Raw genomic sequence first — 26,265 nt, 5'->3', positions numbered from 1 at the left:
CGAGGCGGTGGCCGTCAGCACAGCAGGTAAAAACCATGGCAAGCATCGTCCCCTTTATTCCGGTTTCGAAGATCCCCGGCCTGACGACGACGACGATCCGGGACTTCACGACCGAGGACTGGGCTGCCTTCAGCACCGACCAGCTGATCGCGCTGACCACCGTGCAGGCCGCTGTGATCACCTCCAGCGGCCTTTCTGTCTTGAGCAGCGACCAGCTCCGGTCCTTCCAGACCGAAGACCTGCGCGCCATCTCGACCGCTGCCATCGGCGGCTTCAATTCCGACCAGATCGGCGTCCTGACGACCGACCAGTTGCAGGCCCTGAGCACCGGCCAGATCCTGCAGCTCAGCACCGCCCAGTTGCGCGGCTTCAACGCCGCCGACATGGTGGCCCTGACGACCGCCCAGGTCGGTGCGCTGACCTCGGCCCAGGCCAAGGGCTTCTCGACGGATCAACTGTCGGCGCTGGAAGCAAGCGACGTCCGCTACATCACCACCGCGGCGCTGCGCGCCCTGAGCAGCACCCAGCTGGACGGCCTGACCAGCGACCAACTGCGCGGCCTGTCGTCCAGCCAGGTCATCGCGCTGACCACCGACCAGGTCCGCACCCTGAACACGGACGACCTCAACACGCTGACGTCGGACCAGTTCAACAAGCTCTCCACCGCCCAGGTGCTGTCGCTGACGACGGCCCAGCTCAGCCACCTGACGACGGACAGCCTCAACGCGATGGGTTCTTCCCAGTTCGCCTCGCTGTCGTCCACCCAGATCGGTTCGCTGACCAGCGACCAACTGCCCAAGATGGAGACGGCCGACCTGCGCGCCGTCACCACCGCCGCGCTGCGCGGCCTCTCCTCTGACCAGATCCTGACGCTGACCAGCGACGAGGTCGCCAGCCTCAGCACCGCCCAGATCGGCTCGCTGACCACGGCCCAGGTCCAGGGCCTGACCGCCGGTGACATGACGGCACTGGACACCGCCCAGGTGGCCGTGCTGAGCTCGGCCCAGGTGCAGAACCTGTCGACCGACCAGCTGTCGGCCATCGACGCGGCCGACATGAAGTCGCTGACGACGGCCGCCCTGCGCGCGCTGTCCAGCACCCAGCTCGACGGCCTGACCAGCGACCAGCTGCGCGCCCTGTCCTCCGGCCAGATCAACTCGCTGACCACCGACCAGGTCCGCACGCTGAACACGGACGACCTGAACAGCCTGACGTCCGACCAGTTCAACAAGCTCTCCACCGCCCAGGTCGCCGTGCTGACGGCGTCCCAGCTGAGCCATCTGACGAGCGACAGCCTCAACGCGATGGGCTCGTCCCAGTTCGCGACGCTGAACTCCACGCAGTTCAGCGCGCTGACGTCTGACCAGCTGCCGACGATGGAGACGGCCGACCTGCGCGCCGTCTCGACCAATGCGCTGCGCGGCCTGAGCTCGGACCAGATCCTGACGCTGACCTCCGACGAGGTGGGCGCCCTGACGACCGGCCAGATCGCCGCACTGACGACGGCCCAGGTCAAGGGCCTGACGGCCGGCGACATGACGGCCCTGGGCACGGCCCAGATCGCCGCTCTCGGTTCGGCCCAGGTGTCCGCACTGAACACCGACCAGCTGTCGGCCATCGACGCGGCCGACATGAAGTCGCTGAGCACGGCTGCCCTGCGCGGCCTGACCAGCACCCAGCTCGACGGCCTGACTTCCGACCAGCTGCGCGCCCTGACCTCCGGCCAGATCAACGCGCTGACGACGGACCAGATCCGCACGCTGAACACGGACGACCTGAACAGCTTCTCGTCCGACCAGTTCAACAAGCTCTCCACCGCCCAGGTCGCCGTGCTGACGACGGCCCAGCTGAGCAACCTGACGACGGACAGCCTCAACGCGATGGGTTCGTCCCAGTTCGCGACACTGAGTTCCACGCAATTCGGTTCGCTGACCAGCGACCAACTGCCCAAGATGGAGACGGCCGACCTGCGCGCCGTCACCACCGCGGCCCTGCGTGGCCTGTCTTCCGACCAGATCCTGACGCTGAGCTCCGACGAGGTGTCCAGCCTCACGACCGCCCAGATCGGCTCGCTGACGACGGCCCAGGTGCAAGGCCTGACGGCCGGCGACATGACAGCCCTGGGCACGGCCCAGATCGCCGCACTCGGCTCGGCCCAGGTGTCCGCGCTGAACACCGATCAGCTGTCGGCCATCGAAGCCGCCGACATGAAGTCGCTGAGCACGGCCGCCCTGCGTGGTTTGACCAGCACCCAGCTCGACGGCCTGACCTCCGACCAGCTGCGCGCCCTGTCCTCCAGCCAGATCAATGCGCTGTCGACGGACCAGGTCCGCACGCTGAACACGGACGACCTGAACAGCCTGACGTCGGACCAGTTCAACAAGCTGTCGACGGCCCAGGTCGCGGTGCTGACAACGGCTCAGCTGAGCAACCTGACCACCGACAGCCTGAACGCCATGGGCTCGGCCCAGTTCGCGACGCTGTCGTCCACGCAATTCGGTTCGCTGACCAGCGACCAGCTGCCCAAGATGGAGACGGCCGACCTGCGCGCCGTCACCACCGCAGCCCTGCGTGGCCTGTCTTCCGACCAGATCCTGACGCTGAGCTCCGACGAGGTGTCCAGCCTCACGACCGCGCAGATCGGTTCGTTGACGACGAGCCAGGTGCAAGGCCTGACGGCCGGCGACATGACGGCCCTGGGCACCGCCCAGGTTGGCGTGCTGAGCTCGGTACAAGCCGCGGCGCTGAACACCGACCAGCTGGCCGCCATCGAGACCGGTGACGTCCGCTTCATCAGCACCGCCGCCCTGCGCGCGCTGACCAGTACCCAACTCGACGGCCTGACCTCCGACCAACTGCGCGCCCTGTCCTCCGGCCAGATCAACTCGCTGACCACCGCCCAGGTCAGCACGCTGAACACCGACGACCTCAACAGCCTGACGTCCGACCAGTTCAACAAGCTGTCCACGGCCCAGGTCCAGGTCCTGACGACCAACCAGCTCAGCCATCTGGCGACGGACAACCTCAACGCGATGGGCTCGTCCCAGTTCGCGACGCTGTCCTCGGCCCAGTTCGGTTCTCTGACATCCGACCAGTTGCCCAAGCTGGAGACGGCCGACCTGCGCGCCGTCACGACGGCCGCCCTGGCCGGCCTGACGTCCGACCAGATCCTGACGCTGACCAGCGACGAAGTGGGCAGCCTGTCCACCGGCCAGATCGCTTCGCTGTCGGCCACCCAGGTCAAGGGCCTGACGGCCGGCGACATGACCGCGCTGAGCAGCGGCCAGGTGGCCGCGCTGAGCTCGGTACAAACCGCGGCGCTGAGCACCGACCAGCTGTCGGCCATCGATGCCGCCGACATGAAGTCCATGACGACGGCGGCCCTGCGCGCCCTGTCCAGCACCCAGATCGACGGCCTGACCAGCGACCAGCTGCGCGCCCTCACCAGCGCCCAGCTGAACGCGCTGACCACCGCGCCGCAGATCGTCGGCCTGAACACCGACGACCTCAACGTGCTGACGACGGACCAGATCGCCCGCCTGTCGACCGCCCAGGTCCAGGCGCTGACGACCACGCAGCTGAGCAACCTCGTCACCGACAGCCTCAACGCGATGGGCTCGGCCCAGTTCGCGACGCTGAACTCCACCCAGTTCGGCTCCCTGACCACCGACCAGCTCTCCAAGATGGAGACGGCCGACCTGCGCTCGGTCACGACCAATGCACTGCGCGGCCTCAGCTCGGATCAAGTCCAGTCGCTGACCTCGGATGAGGTGTCCAGCCTGTCGACCGGCCAGATCGCCGCGCTGACGACGGCCCAGGTCAAGGGCCTGACCGCCGCCGACATGACGGCCCTGGGCACCGCCCAGGTGGCGGCCCTGAGCTCGGCCCAGGCCCAGAACCTGTCGACCGACCAGCTGTCGGCCATCGACGCGGCCGACATGAAGTCGCTGACGACGGCGGCCCTGCGCGCCTTGTCCAGCACCCAGCTCGACGGCCTGACCTCGGACCAGCTGCGCGCCCTCACATCGGCCCAGATCAACTCGCTGACGACCGACCAGGTCCGCACGCTGAACACCGACGACCTCAACAGCCTGACGTCCGACCAGTTCAACAAGCTGTCCACGGCCCAGGTCGCCGTGCTGACGACGGCCCAGCTGAGCAGCCTGGCCACCGACAACCTCAACGCCATGGGCTCGGCCCAGTTCGCGACGCTGAACTCGAGCCAGTTCGGTTCGCTGACCAGCGACCAACTGCCCAAGATGGAGACGGCCGACCTGCGCGCCGTCACCACCGCCGCGCTGCGCGGCCTGTCCTCGGACCAGGTCCTGACGCTGACTTCGGATGAGGTCTCCAGCCTCAGCACCGCCCAGATCGGCTCGCTGACGACCAGCCAGGTGCAAGGCCTGACGGCGGGCGACATGACGGCTCTGGGCACCGCCCAGATTGCCGTGCTGAGCTCGGCTCAGGCGGCAGCGCTGAACACCGACCAGCTCGCCGCCATCGAGACCGGCGACATCCGCTTCATCACCACGGCCGCCCTGCGCGCCCTGTCCAGCACCCAGTTGGACGGCCTCACCAGCGACCAACTGCGTGCGCTGTCGTCCAGCCAGATCACCTCGCTGACGACCGACCAGGTCCGCACCCTGAACACGGACGACCTCAACAGCCTCGCGTCCGACCAGTTCAACAAGCTGTCCACCGCCCAGATCCAGGTGCTGACGACCAACCAGCTCAGCCACCTCGGCACGGACAGCCTCAACGCCCTGGGCTCGGCCCAGTTCGCGACGCTGAATTCAGCCCAGTTCGCTTCGCTGACTTCGGATCAGTTGCCCAAGCTGGAGACGGCCGACCTGCGCGCCGTCACCACGGCCGCCCTGGCGGGTCTGTCCTCCGACCAGATCCAGATGCTGACCACCGACGAGGTGGCCGGCCTGTCGACGGGCCAGATCGCCTCGCTGTCGGCCAACCAGGTCAAGGGCCTGACGGCCGGTGACATGACGGCCCTGTCCACGGGCCAGGTCGGCGTGCTGAACTCGACCCAGGCCCAGGCGCTGAGCACCGACCAGTTGTCGGCCATCGACGCGTCCGACATGAAGTCGCTGACCACGGCCACGCTGCGTGCCCTCAGCAGCACCCAGCTGGACGGCCTGACCTCGGATCAACTGCGCGGCCTCACCAGCACCCAGCTGAATGCGCTGACCACCAACCCGCAGGTCATCAGCCTCAACACCGATGACCTCAACGTCCTGACGACGGACCAGATCGCCCGCCTGTCGACCTCGCAGGTCCAGGCGCTGACGACGACGCAGCTGAGCAACCTCGTCACCGACAGCCTCAATGCGATGGGCTCGGCCCAGTTCGCGACGCTGAACTCCAGCCAGTTCGGCTCGCTGACGACCGACCAGCTCTCCAAGATGGAGACGGCCGACCTGCGCTCGGTCACGACCAACGCGCTGCGCGGCCTGTCCTCCGACCAGGTCCAGTCCCTGACCTCGGACGAGGTGTCCAGCCTCACCACCGGCCAGATCGCCGCACTGACGACGGCCCAGGTCAAGGGCCTGACCGCCGCCGACATGACGGCCCTGGGCACCGCTCAGGTGGCGGCGCTGAGCTCGGCCCAGGCCCAGACCCTGTCGACCGACCAGCTGTCGGCCATCGACGCCGCCGACATGAAGGCGATGACGACGGCCACGCTGCGCGCCCTGTCCAGCGCCCAGATCGACGGCCTGACCAGCGACCAGTTGCGTGCCCTCACCAGCACCCAGCTCAATGCGCTGACCACGGCGCCGCAGGTCATCAGCCTCAGCACGGACGACCTCAACGTGCTGACCACCGACCAGATCGCGCGCCTGTCGACCGGCCAGATCCAGGCGCTGACGACCTCGCAGCTGAGCAACCTGGTCACCGACAGCCTCAACGCGATGGGCTCGGCCCAGTTCGCGACGCTGAACTCCGGCCAGTTCGGCGCCCTGACGACCGACCAGCTCTCCAAGATGGAGACGGCCGACCTGCGCGCCGTCACGACCAATGCGCTGCGCGGCCTGTCGTCTGACCAGGTCCAGTCGCTGACGTCCGATGAAGTCGGGTCGATGTCGACGGCACAGATCAACACGCTGACGACGGCCCAGGTCAAGGGCCTGACGGCCGGCGACATGACGGCCCTGGGCACCGCCCAGGTGGCCGCGCTGACCTCGGCGCAGGCCGCGGCGCTGAACACCGACCAGCTGTCCGCCATCGACGCCGCCGACATGAAGTCGCTGACGACGGCGGCCCTGCGCGCCTTGTCCAGCACCCAGATCGACGGCCTGACGTCCGACCAGCTGCGCGCCCTCACGTCGGCCCAGATCAACTCGCTGACGACCGACCAGGTCCGCACGCTGAACACCGACGACCTCAACAGCCTGACGTCCGACCAGTTCAACAAGCTCTCCACGGCTCAGGTCCAGGTGCTGACGACGGCCCAGCTGAGCAGCCTGGCCACCGACAACCTCAACGCCATGGGCTCGGCCCAGTTCGCGACGCTGAACTCGACGCAGTTCGCTTCGCTGACGACCGACCAGCTGCCCAAGATGGAGACGGCCGACCTGCGTGCCGTCACCACCGCGGCGCTGCGTGGCCTGTCGTCCGACCAGATCAACACGCTGACCTCCGATGAGGTGTCCAGCCTCAGCACCGCCCAGATCGGCGCGCTGACGACGGTCCAGGTGCAAGGCCTGACGGCCGCCGACATGACCGCCATGGGCACGGCCCAGATCGGCGTGCTCAGCTCGGCCCAGGCCCAGGCGCTGAACACCGACCAGCTGTCCGCCATCGAAACCGGCGACATGCGTTTCATCAGCACGGCCGCCCTGCGTGCGCTGTCCAGCACCCAGCTGGACGGCCTGACCTCGGATCAGCTGCGCGCCCTGAGCTCCGGCCAGGTCACGGCCCTGACCACCGACCAGGTCCGCACGCTGAACACCGACGACCTGAACAGCCTGTCGTCCGACCAGTTCAACAAGCTGTCGACGGCGCAAGTGCAGGTGCTGACGACCAACCAGCTCAGCCATCTGGGCACGGACAGCCTCAACGCCCTCGGCTCGGCGCAGTTCGCGACGCTGAACTCGGCCCAGTTCTCTTCGCTGACGTCCGACCAACTGCCCAAGCTCGAGACGGCCGACCTGCGCGCCGTCACGACGGCCGCCCTGGCCGGCCTGTCCTCCGACCAGATCCTGACGCTGACCAGCGATGAAGTGGCCAGCCTGTCCACCGGCCAGATCGCCTCGCTGTCCGCGGCCCAGGTCAAGGGCCTGACGGCTGCCGACATGACGGCCCTGGGCACCGCCCAGGTGGCCGTGCTCAGCTCGACCCAGGTCCAGGCGCTGAGCACCGACCAGTTGTCGGCCATCGACGCGTCCGACATGAAGTCGCTGACGACGGCGGCCCTGCGTGCCCTGTCCAGCACCCAGCTGGATGGCCTGACCTCGGACCAGCTGCGCGGCCTCACCAGCACCCAGCTGAACGCGCTGACCACCAACCCGCAGGTCATCAGCCTCAACACCGACGACCTGAACGTGCTGACCACGGACCAGATCGCGCGCCTGTCGACCGGCCAGATCCAGGCCCTGACGACCTCGCAGCTGAGCAACCTGGCCACCGACAGCCTCAACGCGATGGGCTCGGCCCAGTTCGCGACGCTGAACTCCGGCCAGTTCGCCGCGCTGACGACCGACCAGCTCTCCAAGCTGGAGACGGCCGACCTGCGCGCGGTCACGACCAATGCGTTGCGTGGCCTGAGCTCGGACCAGGTCCAGTCCCTGACCTCGGATGAGGTGTCCAGCCTGTCCACGGCCCAGGTGGCCGCGTTCACGACGGCCCAGGTCAAGGGCCTGACCGCCGCCGACATGACGGCCCTGTCCACGGGCCAGGTCGCTGCGCTGAGCTCGGCCCAGGCCCAGAACCTGTCGACCGATCAGCTGTCGGCCATCGACGCGTCGGACATGAAGTCGCTGACGACCTCGTCCCTGCGTGCTCTCTCCAGCACCCAGATCGACGGCCTGACTTCGGATCAGCTGCGCGCCCTCACGTCGGCCCAGATCAACTCGCTGACGACCGACCAGGTCCGCACGCTGAACACCGACGACCTCAACAGCCTGACGTCCGACCAGTTCAACAAGCTCTCCACCGCCCAGGTCGCCGTGCTGACGACGGCCCAGCTGAGCAATCTGACCTCGGACAGCCTGAACGCGATGGGCTCGGCCCAGTTCGCGACGCTGAACTCCAGCCAGTTCGGCTCGCTGACGACCGACCAGCTGCCCAAGATGGAGACGGCCGACCTGCGTGCCGTCACCACCGCGGCGCTGCGTGGCTTGTCGTCCGACCAGATCAACATCCTGACTTCGGATGAGGTGTCCAGCCTCAGCACCGCCCAGATCGGCTCGCTGACGACGGTCCAGGTGCAAGGCCTGACGGCCGCCGACATGACGGCCCTGGGCACCGCCCAGGTCGCCGTGCTGAGCTCGGCCCAGGCGTTTGCGCTGAACACGGATCAACTCGCCGCCATCGAGACCGGTGACATCCGCTTCCTGACCACGACGGCCCTGCGTGCGCTGTCCAGCACCCAGCTGGACGGCCTCACCAGCGACCAGCTGCAGTCGCTGACCTCGGCCCAGGTCAACTCGCTGACGACGGCCCAGCTGTCGACGATGAACAGCGACGACCTGAACGCCTTCACGACCGACCAGTTCTCGCGCATGAGCACGGGCCAGGTGCAGGCGCTGACGGCCAGCCAGATGTCGCATCTGACGACGGACGACCTGACCGCCCTCGGCACCCAGCATTACGCGGTGATGAGCTCGGCCCAGTTCGGCGCGCTGACGACCGACCAGCTGCCCAATCTGCAGACGGCCGACCTGCGCGCGGTGACGACGGCGGCCCTGTCCGGCCTGAACTCCGACCAGATCGCCTCGCTGCAGACCGAGCACGTCGCGGCGCTGAGCACGGCACAGGTGATGTCGCTGACCACCGCCCAGATCAAGGGCCTGGACGCCAGCGACATGACGGCCATGGGCTCGGCCCAGATCGCCGTGCTGACGACGGCCCAGGTGAATTCGCTGTCCACCGACCAGATCGTGGCCATCGATTCCGACGACCTGGCCAAGCTGACCTCGGCCTCGCTGCAGGCCATCACCAACACCCAGCTGGGTGCGCTGACGACCGACCAGCTGACCGGTCTGGGCAGCCGCGTCTCGGTGCTGACGACCGGCCAGATCAACAACCTGGCCACCGATGACCTGAACGCCTTCACGAGCGCCCAGTTCGCGGCCCTGACGACCAACCAGGTCAAGGCCTTCACGAACGCCCAGGTCGCGGCGCTGGAGACCGACGACCTGCGCGCGCTGACCACGGCCCATGTCGCCGCGATGAGCAATGCGCAGATCCAGGCCATCACCAGCGACCAGTTCGGCACGCTGAAGGCCACGCAGATCACGGCGCTGACGACGGCACAGGCCGCGGCCCTGACGACGGACCAGGTCCACAGCCTGACGACGGACCAGATCTCGGGCCTTGAAACCCGCGACATCTCCGCCATGAGCATGGCCCAGCTCGACGCGCTGCAAGGCACGACCTTCGGCGAGATGAGCGCGGCGCAGATGAACGCCTACTTCAACGTCACGCCCATCGTGCTGGACCTGGACGGCCATGGCGTCAACACGCTGGCGGCGGCCCAGGGCGTCAACTTCGACCTGCTGGGCACCGGCCAGAGCCACAAGGTGGGCTGGGTGGCCGGCGGCGACGGCCTGCTGGTGATGGACCGCAACCACGACGGCCTCATCAACAACGGCGGCGAGCTCTTCGGCATGGGCACCGTGCTGGCCAATGGCAAGCACGCCAAGGACGGCTATGTGGCCATGGCCGAGCAGGACAGCAACCACGACGGCAAGCTCGACAGCCACGACACCAACTGGAAGCAGCTGCAGGTCTGGGTCGACGCCAACCACGACGGCAAGACCGACGCCGGCGAGCTGAAGACCCTGGACGAGCTGGGCATCACCTCGCTGGACCTGAACGCCAGCAAGGGTTCGGGCAGCGACAACGGCAACCTCATCGGCCTGGTGTCCAGCTACACGACGACCGACGGCGGCAAGCATGAGGTGGCCGACGTCTGGTTCGCCAAGGATGTGCAGCCGCAGAAGGCCGACGACGGCAAGGACGCGACGGTCGGCCTGCACGACCTGCTGGCGCCGCCGACCGCCCCGCTGCTCGGCGCCGAGCACGTCGACCTGGCCAAGGCGGCGCTTCCGCATCCATCGGCCGACGCTCAAGCCCACCTCGCGGCCATCGACCGCAAGCTGGCCGAGGACGACGAGCACCGGCGCAACAACGGCGGCAACTGGGTATGAAGTTCGTGACTTCCTTCCACTCCGCCCGGCGATCCCGCCGAACGGTCGGCCCTGGGCCGGGAAAGCCGGCCTTTTTGCCGGTTGATCCCACGGGCTCATCCCTAGCATGACTGCACGGGAGCCTTCCGTCATGGCGCTCCGGCCGGGCTTGCCCGGCCGCGGCCGTGTCGGCAGGGGCCCGAATTGCAGATTTTTCGTGTCTCCGGCAGGTCGGGCGCTCCGCTCGACAGGCCTGGGCACTGATTCAGATCAGGACAACGCCTTCAGTTTCGAGGGCGGGCCAGCAATGGCTCAGTGCCGCCATGCCGCAAGGTCTGGCGGCCATCAGTACAGGTGAGAAAACATGTCAACCGTCATCCCCAGCCTTTCGACAGCTGTCATCGCGAGTCTCAGCACGGCGACGATCCGGGGGTGGTCGACGGAAGACTATGCGGCCCTGAGTACTGACCAGCTGATCGCGTTCACCACGGCCCAGGCCTCGGTGATCCTGTCCAGCAGCCTGGCCGTCCTGAAGAGCGACCAGATCCGCGCCTTCCAGACCGAAGACCTGCGGGCCATTGCCACCAGCGCCATCGCCGGTTTCAGCTCAGACCAGATCCTGGCGCTCAAGACCGACCAGGTCCAGGCCCTCAGCACCAACCAGATCGCGGTCCTGTCCACCGCCCAGATCAAGGGGCTGAGCAGTGACGACATGGTCGCGCTGACCACTGCCCAGATCGCCGCCCTCACCTCCGGCCAGCTCGGCAACCTGTCCACGGCCCAGGTCGCCGCCATCGAGACGGGCGACATCAAGTCCATCACCACCGCAGCGCTGCGCAATCTGACGTCCACCCAGCTGGACGCCTTCACCAGCGACCAGCTGCGCGCCCTTTCCAGCGGGCAGGTCACTTCATTGACGACCAGCCAGATCAACACCCTGGGCACGGCCGACCTGAACAGCCTGACCAGCGGCCAGTTCGCCAACCTGACGACGGCCCAGGCCCAGGCCCTGACGGCCACCCAGCTCGGCAACCTCGCCACCGACAACCTGAATGCCCTGGGCACGGGCCATTTCGCCGTGCTGTCGTCCACCCAGTTCGGCGGACTGACCACCAGCCAGCTGGCCAAGCTGGAAACGGCCGACCTGCGCGCCGTCACGACGGCCGCCCTCAATGGCCTGTCCTCCGACCAGGTCGGCGCCCTGGCCAGCGACGCCGTCGGCTCGCTGACGACGGCCCAGGTCGCGTCCCTGGGTGCCAACCAGATCAAGGGCCTGACCACGGGTGACATGGTCGCCCTGACCTCGGCCCAGGTCGCCGCCATCAACTCGACCCAGGCCGGTGCCCTCTCCACGGCCCAGATCGCTGCCATCGAGACCGGCGACGTCAAGTCGCTGACGACCGGAGCCCTGCGCAACCTGAGCTCTGACCAGCTCGACGCCTTCACCAGCGACCAGCTGCGCGCGCTCTCCAGCGGCCAGGTCAATTCGCTGACGACCAGCCAGATCAACACCCTGGGCACGGCCGACCTGAACAGCCTGACCAGCAGCCAGTTCGCCAACCTGTCCACGGCCCAGGCCCAGGCACTGACCAACACCCAACTCGCCAACCTGGCGACCGACAACCTGAACGCCCTGGGCACGGGCCAGTTCGCGGCCCTGAACTCCAGCCAGTTCGGCGCGCTGACGACCGGCCAGCTCGGCAAGCTCGAAACGGCCGACCTGCGTGCCGTGACCACGGCTGCCCTGGGCGGCCTGTCCTCCGACCAGATCGGCGCGCTGGCCAGCGACGCCGTCGGCTCCCTGACGACGGCCCAGGTGGCCTCGCTCAGCGCCAACCAGATCGACGGCTTGAACACGGGTGACATGGTCGCCCTGACCTCGGCCCAGGTCGCGTCGCTGACGTCCACCCAGGTCGGCAGCCTCTCCACCGCCCAGCTCGCCGCCATCGAGACGGCCGACATCAAGTCGCTGACGACCGGCGCGTTGCGCAATCTGTCGTCCACCCAGCTCGACGCCTTCACCAGCGACCAGTTGCGCGCCCTGAGCAGCGGCCAGGTCAATGCGCTGACGACGGCTCAGATCAATACGCTGGGCACGGCTGACCTGAACAGCCTGACCAGCAGCCAGTTCTCCAACCTGTCCACGGCCCAGGTCCAGGCGCTGACCAATACCCAGTTGGCCAACCTCGCGACGGACAACCTCAATGCGCTGGGCACGGCCCAGTTCGCCGCGCTGTCGTCTTCGCAGTTCGGCGCACTGACGACCAGCCAGCTGGCCAAGCTCGAAACCGCTGATCTGCGCGCCGTCACGACGGCCGCCCTGAACGGCCTGTCCTCCGACCAGATCGGTGCACTGGCCAGCGACGCCGTCGGCTCCCTGACGACGGCCCAGGTGGCCTCGCTCGGCGCCAACCAGATCGATGGCCTGACCACGGGCGACATGGTCGCCCTGACCTCGGCCCAGGTTGCTTCGCTGACCTCCACCCAGGTAGGCGGCCTGTCCACCGCCCAGATCGCCGCCATCGAGACGGCGGACATCAAGTCCATCACCACGGGCGCACTGCGCAATCTGTCGTCCGACCAGCTCGATGCCTTCACCAGCGACCAGCTGCGTGCGCTCAGCAGCGGCCAGGTCAACTCGCTGACGACCGCCCAGATCAACACCCTGGGCACGGCCGACCTGAACAGCCTGACCAGCAGCCAGTTCTCCAACCTGTCCTCGGGCCAGGTCCAGGCGCTGACCAACACCCAGCTCGCCAACCTGGCGACCGACAACCTCAACGCCCTGGGCACCGCCCAGTTCGCGGCCCTGAACTCCAGCCAGTTCGGCGCGCTGACCACCGGCCAGTTGGGCAAGCTCGAGACGGCTGACCTGCGTGCCGTCACGACGACCGCCCTGGGCGGCCTGTCCTCCGACCAGATCGGTTCGCTGGCCAGCGACGCCGTGGGTTCGATGACGACGGCCCAGGTCGCTTCCCTCACTGCCAATCAGGTCAAGGGCCTGACGACCGGCGACATGGTCGCCCTGACCTCGGGTCAGGTCGCGTCGCTGAATTCCACGCAGGCGGGAACGCTGTCCACGGCCCAGATCGCAGCCATCGAGACGGCCGACGTCAAGTCGCTGACGACAGCCGCGCTGCGCAATCTGTCCTCCGACCAGCTCGACGCCTTCACCAGCGACCAGTTGCGCGCGCTGAGCAGCAGCCAGATCAATTCGCTGACCACGGCCCAGGTCAACACCCTCGGCACGGCTGACCTGAACAGTCTCACCAGCAGCCAGTTCGGCAACCTGTCCTCGGGCCAGGTCCAGGCCCTGACCAACACCCAGCTCGCCAACCTGGCGACCGACAACCTCAACGCCCTGGGCACCGCCCAGTTCGCGGCACTCAATTCCAGCCAGTTCGGCGCTCTGACCACCGGCCAGCTCGGCAAGCTCGAAACCGCCGACCTGCGCGCCGTCACGACCGCCGCCCTGAACGGCCTGTCTTCCGACCAAGTCGGCGCGCTGGCCAGCGACGCTGTCGGCTCCTTGACGACGGCCCAGGTGGCGTCGCTTGGCGCCAACCAGATCGATGGTCTGACCACGGGTGACATGGTCGCCCTGACCTCGGCCCAGGTCGCCGCGCTGAATTCCACGCAAGCCGGCAGCCTGTCCACCGCTCAGCTCGCCGCCATCGAGACGGCCGACGTCAAGTCGTTGACGACAGCCGCCCTGCGCAATCTGTCCTCCGACCAGCTCGACGCCTTCACCAGCGACCAGCTGCGTGCGCTGAGCAGCGGCCAGATCAATTCGCTGACCACGGCCCAGATCAACACGCTGGGCACGGCCGACCTGAACAGCCTGTCGACCGGCCAGTTCGCCAACCTGTCCTCGGGCCAGGCCCAGGCCCTGACGAATACCCAGCTCGCCAACCTGGCGACCGACAACCTCAACGCGCTGGGCACGGCCCAGTTCGCGGCGCTGAACTCCAGCCAGTTCGGTGCGCTGACCACCGCCCAGCTCGGCAAGCTCGAAACGGCCGACCTGCGTGCCGTCACGACGGCGGCCCTGAATGCGCTGAGCTCCGACCAGGTCGGCTCGCTGGCGAGCGACGCCGTCGGCTCGCTGACGACGGCGCAAGTGGCGTCGCTGGGCGCCACCCAGATCAAGGGCCTGACCACGGCCGACATGGTCGCCCTGACCTCGGGCCAGGTCGCCTCCCTGACCTCGGCCCAGGTGGCCAATCTGTCCACCGCCCAGATCGCGGCCATCGAGACGGGCGACATCAAGTCCCTGTCCACGGCGGCCCTGCGCAACTTCTCCACCGATCAGCTCGACGCGCTGACCAGCGACCAACTGCGCGCCCTGTCCTCGGCCCAGCTCAATGCGCTGAGCACCAGCCCGCAGTTCGCCAACCTCGGTACGGCCGACCTGAATGTGCTGACGACGGCCCAGATGGCCAATCTGTCGACGGCCCAGGTCCAGGCGCTGACCAACACCCAGCTCGCCAATCTGGCGACGGACAACCTCAACGCGCTGGGCACCGCCCAGTTCGCCACGCTGAACTCCAGCCAGTTCGGTGCACTGACGACCGGCCAGCTCGGCAAGCTCGAGACGGCCGACCTGCGCGCCGTCACGACGGCGGCCCTCAACGGCCTGTCCTCAGACCAGATCGGCTCACTGGCCACCGACGCCGTCGGCTCGATGTCCACGGCACAGGTCGGCTCGCTGGGCACGGCCCAGCTCAAGGGTCTGACGACGGGCGACATGGTCGCCCTGACCTCGGCTCAAGTGGCTGCCATCAACTCGACGCAAGCCGGCACGCTGTCCACGGCCCAACTCGCCGCCATCGAGACCGGCGACATCAAGTCGCTGACGACCGGCGCCCTGCGCAATCTGTCCTCCGACCAGCTCGACGCCTTCACCAGCGACCAGCTGCGCGCCCTGAGCAGCAGCCAGGTCAACTCGCTGACGACTGCCCAGGTCAACACCCTGGGCACGGCCGACCTGAACAGCCTCACCAGTGGCCAGTTCGCCAACCTGTCCTCGGGCCAGGTCCAGGCGCTGACCAACACCCAGCTCGCCAACCTCGCCACCGACAACCTCAATGCGCTGGGCACCGCCCAGTTCGCCGCGCTGAACTCCAGCCAGTTCGGTGCGCTGACCACCGGTCAGCTCGGCAAGCTCGAAACGGCCGATCTGCGCGCCGTCACGACCGCGGCTCTCAATGGCCTGTCTTCCGACCAGGTCGGTGCGCTGGCCAGCGACGCCGTCGGCTCCTTGACGACGGCGCAAGTCGCCTCCCTGGGCGCCAACCAGATCGATGGCTTGACCACGGGCGACATGGTCGCCCTGACCTCGGCTCAAGTGGCCGCCATCAACTCGACGCAAGCCGCCACGCTGTCCACGGCCCAGCTTGCCGCCATCGAGACGGCGGACGTCAAGTCGCTGACGACTGGCGCCTTGCGCAATCTGTCCTCCGACCAGCTCGACGCCTTCACCAGCGACCAGTTGCGTGCGCTGAGCAGCGGCCAGATCAACTCGCTGACGACCGCCCAGATCAACACGCTGGGCACGGCCGACCTGAACAGCCTGACCAGCAGCCAGTTCTCCAACCTGTCCTCGGGCCAGGTCCAGGCGCTGACGAATACCCAGCTCGCCAATCTGGCGACCGACAACCTCAACGCGCTGGGCACCGCCCAGTTCGCGGCGCTGAACTCCAGCCAGTTCGGTGCGCTGACGACCAGCCAGCTCGGCAAGCTCGAAACGGCCGACCTGCGTGCGGTCACGACGGCCGCCCTGAATGCGCTGAGCTCCGATCAGGTCAGCGCTCTCGCCAGCGACGCCGTCGGCTCGCTGACGACGGCCCAGGTGGCGTCGCTTGGCGCCACCCAGCTCGACGGTCTGACGACGGGCGACATGGTCGCCCTGACCTCGGCCCAGATCGCCGCCATCAACTCCACGCAAGCCGCCACGCTGTCCACGGCCCAGATCGCCGCCATCGAAACGGCGGACATCAAGTCCATCACCACCGGTGCGCTGCGCAACCTGAGCTCCGACCAGCTCGACGCCTTCACCAGCGACCAGTTGCGTGCCCTCAGCAGCAGCCAGATCAACTCGCTGACGACGTCACAGGTCAATACGCTGGGCACGGCCGACCTGAACAGCCTCACCAGCAGCCAGTTCTCCAACCTGTCCTCGGGCCAGGTCCAGGCGCTGACCAACACCCAGCTCGCCAATCTGGCGACCGACAACCTGAACGCGCTGGGCACCGCCCAGTTCGCCGCGCTGAACTCCAGCCAGTTCGGTGCACTGACCACGGGCCAGCTCGGCAAGCTCGAGACGGCCGACCTGCGCGCCGTCACGACGACCGCACTGAATGGCCTGTCCTCCGACCAGATCGGCGCGCTGGCCAGCGACGCCGTCGGCTCGATGACGACGGCCCAAGTCGGCTCGCTGGGCACGGCCCAGATCAAGGGCCTGACCACGGGCGACATGGTCGCCCTGACCTCGTCTCAGATCGCCGCCATCAACTCGACCCAGGCCGCCACCCTCTCGACCGCCCAGATCGCGGCCATCGAGACGGCCGACATCAAGTCGCTGACGACCGGCGCCCTGCGCAATCTGTCCTCCGACCAGCTCGACGCCTTCACCAGCGACCAGCTGCGCGCCCTGAGCAGCAGCCAGATCAATTCGCTGACGACGGCCCAGATCAACACGCTGGGCACAGCCGACCTGAACAGCCTCACCAGCAGCCAGTTCGCCAATCTGTCGTCCACACAAGTCCAGGCGCTGACGAATGCGCAGCTCGCCAATCTGGCGACGGACAACCTGAACGCGCTGGGCACCGCCCAGTTCGCGGCCCTGAACTCCAGCCAGTTCGGCGCGCTGACGACGGGCCAACTCGGCAAGCTCGAAACGGCCGATCTGCGTGCCGTCACGACGACCGCGCTGAACGGCCTGTCCTCCGACCAGGTCGGCTCGCTGGCCAGCGACGCCGTCGGCTCGCTGACGACCGCACAGGTCGGCTCGCTGGGCACGGCCCAGATCAAGGGCCTGACCACCGGCGACATGGTCGCCCTGACCTCGGCCCAGGTCGCTGCCATCAACTCGACGCAGGCCGCGGCTCTCTCCACGGCCCAGATCGCCGCCATCGAGACCGCCGACGTCAAGTCCATCACCACCGGTGCGTTGCGCAACCTGTCGACCGACCAGCTCGACGCGCTGACCAGCGACCAGTTGCGCGCCCTGAGCTCAACCCAGCTCAATGCGCTGACCACCAGCCCGCAGCTCGTCAACCTGTCGACCGGCGATCTGAATGCGCTGACGACCGGCCAGATGGCCAATCTGTCGACGGCCCAGGTCCGCTCGCTGACGACCGACCAGCTCGGCAACCTGACGACCGACAACCTCAACGCCCTGGGCAGCTCGCAATTCGCGGCCCTGTCGTCCAGCCAGTTCGGCGCCTTGAGCACCAGCCAGCTCGGCAAGCTTGAAACCGCCGATCTGCGTGCCGTCACGACGACCGCCCTCAATGGCCTGTCCTCCGACCAGGTCGGCGCGCTGGCCAGCGATGCCGTCGGCTCCCTGACGACCGCACAAGTCGGTTCGCTGGGCACGGCCCAGATCAAGGGCCTGACCACGGGTGACATGGTCGCCCTGACCTCATCCCAGGTCGCCTCGCTGACCTCGACCCAGGCCGCCACCCTCTCGACCGCCCAGATCGCGGCCATCGAGACGGCCGACATCAAGTCGCTGACGACCGGCGCCCTGCGCAATCTGTCGTCCGACCAGCTCGACGCCTTCACCAGCGACCAGCTGCGTGCGCTGAGCAGCGGCCAGATCAATTCGCTGACGACGGCCCAGATCAATACGCTGGGCACAGCGGACCTGAACAGCCTCACCAGCAGCCAGTTCGCCAATCTGTCGTCCACCCAGGTCCAGGCGCTGACGAATGCCCAACTCGCCAACCTGGCGACGGACAACCTCAACGCGCTGGGCACCGCCCAGTTCGCGGCGCTGAACTCCAGCCAGTTCGGTGCGCTGACGACCAGCCAGCTCGGCAAGCTCGAAACGGCCGATCTGCGCGCTGTCACGACGGCGGCCTTGAACGGCCTGTCTTCCGACCAGGTCGGTGCCCTGGCCAGCGACGCTGTCGGTTCCTTGACGACGGCCCAGGTGGCCTCCCTCGGCACCCTTCAGATCGACGGCCTGACCACGGGTGACATGGTCGCCCTGACCTCGTCGCAGATCGCCGCCATCAACTCGACCCAGGCCGGCAGCCTGTCCACGGCCCAGTTGGCGGCCATCGAGACGGCGGACATCAAGTCCATCACCACCGGCTCGCTGCGCAACCTGTCCTCGGACCAGCTCGACGCCTTCACCAGCGACCAGCTGCGTGCGCTGAGCAGCGGCCAGATCAACAGCCTCACGACGTCACAGGTCAATACGCTGGGCACGGCCGACCTGAACAGCCTCACCAGCGGCCAGTTCGGCAACCTGTCCTCGGGCCAGGTCCAGGCCCTGACCAGCACCCAGCTCAGCAACCTCGCGACGGACAACCTGAATGCCCTGGGCACCGCCCAGTTCGCGGCCCTGAACTCCGGCCAGTTCGGTTCGCTGACCACCGCTCAGCTCGGCAAGCTCGAGACGGCCGACCTGCGTGCCGTCACAACGGCCGCGCTGAACGGTCTGTCTTCCGACCAGGTCGGTGCGCTGGCCAGCGATGCCGTCGGTTCGATGTCGACCGCACAGATCGGCTCGCTGGGCACGGCCCAGATCAAGGGTCTGACCACCGGTGACATGGTCGCCCTGACCTCGGGTCAGATCGCCGCGATCAACTCGACGCAAGCCGGCGTGCTGTCCACGGCCCAGATCGCCGCCATCGAGACCGCCGACGTCAAGTCCATCTCGACCGGCGCGCTGCGCAACCTGTCCACCGACCAGCTCGACGCGCTGACCAGCGACCAGCTGCGCGCGCTGAGCTCGACCCAGCTCAATGCGCTGACCACCAGCCCGCAGCTCGTCAATCTCGCCACGGCGGACCTGAACGTGCTGACGACCGGCCAGATCGCGAACCTGTCGACGGCACAGGTCCATGCGCTGACGACGGATCAGCTCGCCAATCTGTCGACCGACAACCTCAACGCGATGGGCACGGCCCAGTTCGCCGCCCTGAGCTCCAGCCAGTTCGGTGCGCTGACGACCGGCCAGCTCGGCAAGATGGAGACGGCCGATCTGCGCGCCGTCACGACCGCCGCGCTGAACGCGCTGAGCTCCGACCAGATGGGCGCGCTTGCCAGCGACGCCGTCGGCTCGCTGACGACAGCGCAGGTGGGCTCGCTCGGCACGGCCCAGATCAAGGGCCTGACCACGGGTGACATGGTCGCCCTGACCTCGGCCCAGGTCGCGGCCATCAACTCGACCCAGGCCGCTGCGCTGTCCACGGCCCAGGTTGCCGCCATCGAGACCGCCGACATCAAGTCCATCGCGACGGGTGCCCTGCGCAATCTGTCGTCGGATCAACTGGACGCCTTCACCAGCGATCAGCTGCGTGCCCTCAGCAGCGGCCAGATCAACAGCCTCACGACGTCCCAAGTCAACACCCTGGGCACAGCCGATCTGAACAGCCTCACCAGCGGCCAGTTCGGCAATCTGTCCTCCGGCCAGGTCCAGGCCCTGACCAGCACCCAGCTCGCCAACCTGGCGACCGACAACCTGAATGCCCTGGGCACCGCCCAGTTCGCGGCCCTGAACTCCGGCCAGTTCGGTTCGCTGACCACCGCTCAGCTCGGCAAGCTCGAAACGGCCGATCTGCGTGCCGTCACGACGGCCGCGCTGAACGGCCTGTCTTCCGACCAGGTCGGCGCCCTGGCCAGCGATGCCGTCGGTTCGATGTCGACCGCACAGATCGGCTCGCTGGGCACGGCCCAGATCAAGGGCCTGACCACCGGTGACATGGTTGCCCTGACCTCGGGTCAGATCGCCGCCATCAACTCGACGCAAGCCGGCGTGCTGTCCACGGCCCAGATCGCCGCCATCGAGACCGCCGACGTCAAGTCCATCTCGACCGGCGCGCTGCGCAACCTGTCCACCGACCAGCTCGATGCGCTGACCAGCGACCAGCTGCGCGCCCTGAGCTCGACCCAGCTCAACGCGCTGACGACCAATCCGCAGGTCAACAACCTGGGTACGGCCGACCTGAATTCGCTGACCACCGGCCAGATCGCCAATCTGTCTACGGCCCAGGTCCGCGCGCTGACGACGGACCAGCTTGCCAACCTGACGACCGACAACCTGAATGCCATGGGCACCGCCCAGTTCGCGGCGCTGTCGTCCAGCCAGTTCGGCGCGCTGAGCACCGGCCAGCTCGCCAAGCTCGAGACGGCCGATCTGCGCGCCGTCACGACCGCCGCGCTGAACGGCCTGACCTCCGCCCAGATCGCCGCCCTGGCCAGTGACGCCGTCGGCTCGCTGAGCACCGCCCAGGTCGCCTCGCTGGGCACCGACCAGGTCAAGGGCCTGACCACGGGTGACATGGTCGCCCTGACCTCGGCCCAGGTCGCCGCCATCAACTCCACCCAGGCGGGTGTGCTGTCCACGGCCCAGATCGCCGCCATCGAGACGGCCGACGTCAAGTCGCTGTCCACCGCTGCGCTGCGCAATCTGTCCACGGACCAGCTGGATGCCCTCACCAGCGACCAGCTGCGCGCCCTGAGCTCGACCCAGCTCAATGCCCTGACCACCAGCCCGCAACTGTCGAATCTGTCGACCGCCGACCTGAACTCGCTGACGACCGGCCAGATGGCCAATCTGTCGACGGCCCAGGTTCGCGCGCTGACCACCGACCAGCTCGGCCACCTCAGCACGGACAACCTCAACGCCCTGGGCACCGCCCAATTCGCAGCCCTCAGTTCCAGCCAGTTTGCCGGCCTCAGCACCAGCCAGCTCGGCAAGCTCGAGACGGCCGATCTGCGTGCCGTCACGACGGCCGCGCTGAACGGCCTGTCTTCCGACCAGGTCGGCGCACTGGCAAGCGATGCCGTCGGCTCGCTGTCCACCGCCCAGGTCGCCTCGCTGGGCAGCAGCCAGATCAAGGGCCTGACCACGGGTGACATGGTCGCCCTGACCTCGGCCCAGGTCGCGTCGCTGAACTCCACGCAGGCCGGCAGCCTGTCCACCGCCCAGATCGCCGCCATCGAGACCGCCGACATCAAGTCGCTGTCCACCGGTGCCCTGCGCAATCTGAGCTCCGACCAGCTCGACGCTTTCACCAGCGACCAGCTGCGTGCGCTGAGCAGCGGCCAGATCAACTCGCTGACGACGGCCCAGATCAACACCCTGGGCACGGCCGACCTGAACAGCCTGACCAGCAGCCAGTTCGGCAATCTGTCCTCCGCCCAGGTCCAGGCGCTGACGAGCACCCAGCTCGCCAACCTCTCGACCGACAACCTCAACGCCCTGGGCACGGCCCAGTTCGCCGCGCTGAACTCCGGCCAGTTCGTGGGCCTGAGCACCAGCCAGCTCGCCAAGCTCGAAACCGCCGACCTGCGTGCGGTGACGACGGCGGCCCTGAATGCGCTGAGCTCCGACCAGGTCGGCGCCCTGGCCAGCGATGCCGTCGGCGCGCTGTCCACCGCGCAGATCGCCTCCCTGGGTGCCAACCAGATCAAGGGTCTGACCACGGCCGACATGGTCGCCCTGACCTCGGCCCAGGTCGCCGCCATCAACTCGACCCAGGTCGCCAGCCTCTCCACGGCCCAGATCGCGGCCATCGAGACGGGCGACATCAAGTCGCTGACGACCGCCGCGCTGCGCAACTTCTCGACCGACCAACTGGACGCCCTGACCAGCGACCAGCTGCGTGCGCTGTCTTCGGCCCAGCTCAATGCGCTGAGCACCAGCCCGCAGTTCGCCAACCTCGGTACGGCCGATCTGAACTCGCTGACGACCGCCCAGATCGCCAACCTGTCCACGGCCCAGGTCCAGGCGCTGACCAACACCCAGCTCGCCAACCTGACGACGGACGGCCTGAACGCGATGGGCAGCGCCCAGTTCGCCACGCTGAACTCCAGCCAGTTCGGCGCGCTGACCACTGGCCAACTCGCCAAGATGGAGACGGCCGACCTGCGTGCCGTGACCACCGCGGCCCTCAATGGCCTGTCCTCCGACCAGGTCGGCGCCCTGGCCAGTGATGCTGTCGGTTCGATGTCCAGCGCACAGGTCGGCTCGCTGGGCACGGCCCAGATCAAGGGCCTGACGACGGGTGACATGGTCGCCCTGACCTCGGCCCAGATCGCCGCCATCAACTCGGCGCAAGCCAGCACGCTGTCCACGGCGCAGGTCGCCGCCATCGAGACGGCCGACGTCAAGTCGCTGACGACTGGCGCCCTGCGCAATCTGTCGTCCGACCAGTTGGACGCCTTCACCAGCGACCAGTTGCGTGCGCTGAGCAGCGGCCAGGTCAACAGCCTGACCACGAGCCAGATCAACACCCTGGGCACGGCCGACCTGAACAGCCTCACCAGCGGCCAGTTCGCCAACCTGTCCACGGCCCAAGTCCAGGCGCTGACCAACACCCAGCTGGGCAATCTGGCGACGGACAACCTCAACGCCCTGGGCAGCAGCCAGTTCGCAGCCCTGAACTCCAGCCAGTTCGGTGCGCTGACGACCGGCCAGCTCGGCAAGCTCGAGACGGCCGACCTGCGTGCCGTCACGACCGCCGCGCTGAATGGTCTGACCTCCGCCCAGATCGCCGCCCTGGCCAGCGATGCCGTTGGCACGCTGACCACCGCGCAAGTGGCTTCGCTGGGCACGGCCCAGATCCAGGGCCTGAGCACAGCCGACATGGTGGCCCTGACCTCGGGCCAGATCGCCGCGATCAACTCGACGCAGGCCGCCAGCCTGTCCACGGCCCAGTTGGCCGCCATCGAGACGGGTGACATGAAGTCGCTGTCCACGGCGTCGCTGCGCAATTTGTCGACCGACCAGCTCGCCGCGCTGAGCAGCGACCAGCTGCGCGCCCTGTCCTCCGCCCAGCTGAATGCGCTGAGCACCAGCCCGCAGTTCGCCAACCTGTCCACCGCCAGCCTGAACTCGCTGACGACCGCCCAGGTCGCCAACCTGTCCACGGCCCAGGTCCAGGCGCTGACCAGCACGCAGATCGCCAACCTGGCGACCGACAGCCTCAACGCGATGAACTCGACGCAGTTCGGCGCGCTGGGTTCCAGCCAGTTTGGCGCGCTGACCACCGGCCAGCTGGCCAAGCTCGAAACCGCCGACCTGCGCGGCGTGACGACGGCCGCCCTGAATGCGCTGAGCTCCGACCAGATCGGCGCCCTGGCCAGCGATGCCGTCGGCACGCTGACCACGGCACAGGTCGGGTCGCTGGGCACGGCCCAGATCAAGGGCCTGAGCACGGCCGACATGGTGGCCCTGACCTCGACCCAGGTCGCGGCCCTCAACTCGGCCCAGGCGGGCACCCTGTCCACGGCCCAGATCGCCGCCATCGAGACCGCCGACATCAAGTCGCTGTCGACCGGCGCGCTGCGCAACCTGAGCTCTGACCAGCTCGATGCCTTCACCAGCGACCAGCTGCGGGCACTTTCCAGCAACCAGGTCAACAGCCTGACCACCAGCCAGATCAACACCCTGGGCACGGCCGACCTGAACAGCCTCACCAGCGGCCAGTTCGGCAATCTGTCGTCCACCCAGGTCCAGGCGCTGACCAACGCCCAGCTCGCCAACCTGGCGACGGACAACCTGAATGCCCTGGGTACATCGCAGTTCGCCGCGCTGAACTCCAGCCAGTTCGGTGCACTGACCACCGGCCAGCTCGGCAAGCTCGAGACGGCCGACCTGCGCGCGGTGTCCACCGCGGCGCTGAACGCGCTGAGCTCCGACCAGGTCGCGGCCCTCGCCAGCGACGCCGTCGGCTCCATGAGCGCGACGCAGATCGGGGCGCTGGGCACGACCCAGATCCAGGGTCTAAGCACGGGCGACATGGTGGCCCTGACGTCGACGCAGATCGCCGCGATCAACTCGGTCCAGGCGGATGTGCTGTCCACGGCCCAGATCGCTGCCATCGAGACCGCCGACATCAAGTCGCTGTCCACGGCCGCGCTGCGCACGCTGACGTCCGACCAGCTTGACGCCTTCACCAGCGACCAGCTGCGCGCCCTCAGCAGCACGCAGATCAACAACCTGACGACGTCGCAGATCAACACCCTGGGCACGGCCGACCTGAACAGCCTGAGCACCGGCCAGTTCGCCAACCTGTCGTCTGCCCAGGCCCAGGCGCTGAACACCACCCAGCTCGGCAACCTGGGTACCGACAGCCTCAATGCCCTGGGCACCGGCCAGTTCGCGGCGCTGGATTCGGACCAGATCGGCTCGCTGACCACCGCCCAGGTCGGCAAGCTCGAGACGGCCGATCTGCGCGCCATCACGACGGCGGCCCTGGCCGGCCTGGACTCCGACCAGTTCGCGGCCATGTCGACCGACCACATCGCCGCCCTGACCACGGCCCAGGTGTTCTCGCTGACGACCGGCCAGCTCGACGGCTTCTCGGCCGCCGACATGAAGGCCATGGACTCGGCGCAGATCTCCATGCTGTCGACCGCGCATGTGGCCTCGCTGTCCACCGATCAGATCGTGGCCATCGACGCCGCCGACCTGGCCAAGCTGTCCACCGCCTCGCTGCGTGCCATCACCGACACCCAGCTCGCGGCGCTGACGACCGACCAGCTGACCGGTCTGGCCGGCCGCGTCAACGTGCTGACGACGAGCCAGATCAACCACCTGTCGACCGATGACCTGAACTCGTTCACCGCCTCGCAGTTCTCGGTGATGAACTCCAGCCAGGTCCAGGCCTTCAGCACCGACCAGATGAAGGCGCTGGAGACCGACGACCTGCGCGCCCTGACCACGGCCAACTTCGCGGCCCTGAGCAATGCGCAGATCGACGCCATCACGACGGCCCAGTTCCAGACGCTGAAGGTGACCCAGATCACCGCGCTGACGACCGACCAGGCCGTCGCGCTGACGACCGACCAGATCCATGCCATCACGACCGACCAGGTCGCGGGCCTGGAAACCCGCGACATCGCGGCGATGAGCATGACCCAGCTCGATGCGCTGAGTGCCGCCGCGGTCGGCGAGATGAACGGCGCCCAGCTGGACGCCTACTTCTCCAAGACCCCGATCGTGCTGGACCTGGACGGCCACGGCATCAACACGCTGGCCGCGGCCCAGGGCGTCAACTTCGACCTGATCGGCACCGGCCACGCGGACAAGGTCGGCTGGATCGCCGGCGGCGATGGCCTGCTCGTCATGGACCGCAACCATGACGGCGTCATCAACAACGGTGGCGAGCTCTTCGGCATGGGCACCATCCTGGCCAACGGCAAGCATGCCAAGGACGGCTATGCCGCCATGGCCGAGCAGGACAGCAACCACGACGGCAAGCTCGACAGCCACGACGCCAACTGGAAGCAGCTGCAGGTCTGGGTCGACGCCAACCACGACGGCAAGACCGACGCCGGCGAGCTGAAGTCACTCGACGAAGTGGGCATCGCCTCCCTCGACCTGAATGCCGCCAAGGGCTCCGGTGCAGACAACGGCAACCTCATCGGCCTGGTGTCCAGCTACACAACGACCGACGGCGGCAAGCACGACATGGCCGACGTCTGGTTCACCAAGGACGTGCAGCCGCAAAAGGCCGATGACGGCAAGGACGCGACGGTCGGCCTGCACGACCTGCTGGCCCCGCCGAGCGCCTCCCTGCTCGGCTCCGAGCCTGTCGACCTGGCCAAGGCAGCCGTGCCGCATCCGGCGGCCGACGCACACCTTGCGGCCATCGACCGCAAGCTGGCCGAGGACGACGAGCACCGCCGCAACAACGGCGGCAACTGGATCTAAGCTGAT

2 protein-coding genes are annotated in these 26,265 nt (G+C 67.9%); both read left to right on the top strand.

Annotated features, from left to right (window positions below; translation table 11 throughout):
* Positions 1-35: 35 nt before the first annotated feature.
* On the top strand, positions 36-10,382 hold the full coding sequence (locus AC1DW3_RS19545) for a hypothetical protein (protein ID WP_477933974.1): 10,347 nt from the start codon (positions 36-38) through the stop codon (positions 10,380-10,382).
* 343 nt (positions 10,383-10,725) lie between these two features.
* A complete protein-coding gene (locus tag AC1DW3_RS19540) occupies positions 10,726-26,259 on the top strand; it encodes a hypothetical protein (protein ID WP_477933973.1) in 15,534 nt (5,177 codons plus the stop codon).
* The last annotated feature ends 6 nt before the right edge of the window (positions 26,260-26,265 follow it).

It is taken from the genome of Roseateles sp. P2_H4 (assembly GCF_056403315.1).
This window is presented reverse-complemented; position numbering and strand designations above follow the sequence as displayed.

Excerpts from the sequence above, each read along its gene's own strand:
- AC1DW3_RS19545 (WP_477933974.1), top strand. The coding sequence starts at position 36 with ATGGCAAGCATCGTCCCCTTTATTCCGGTTTCGAAGATCCCCGGCCTG.
- AC1DW3_RS19540 (WP_477933973.1), top strand. The coding sequence starts at position 10,726 with ATGTCAACCGTCATCCCCAGCCTTTCGACAGCTGTCATCGCGAGTCTC.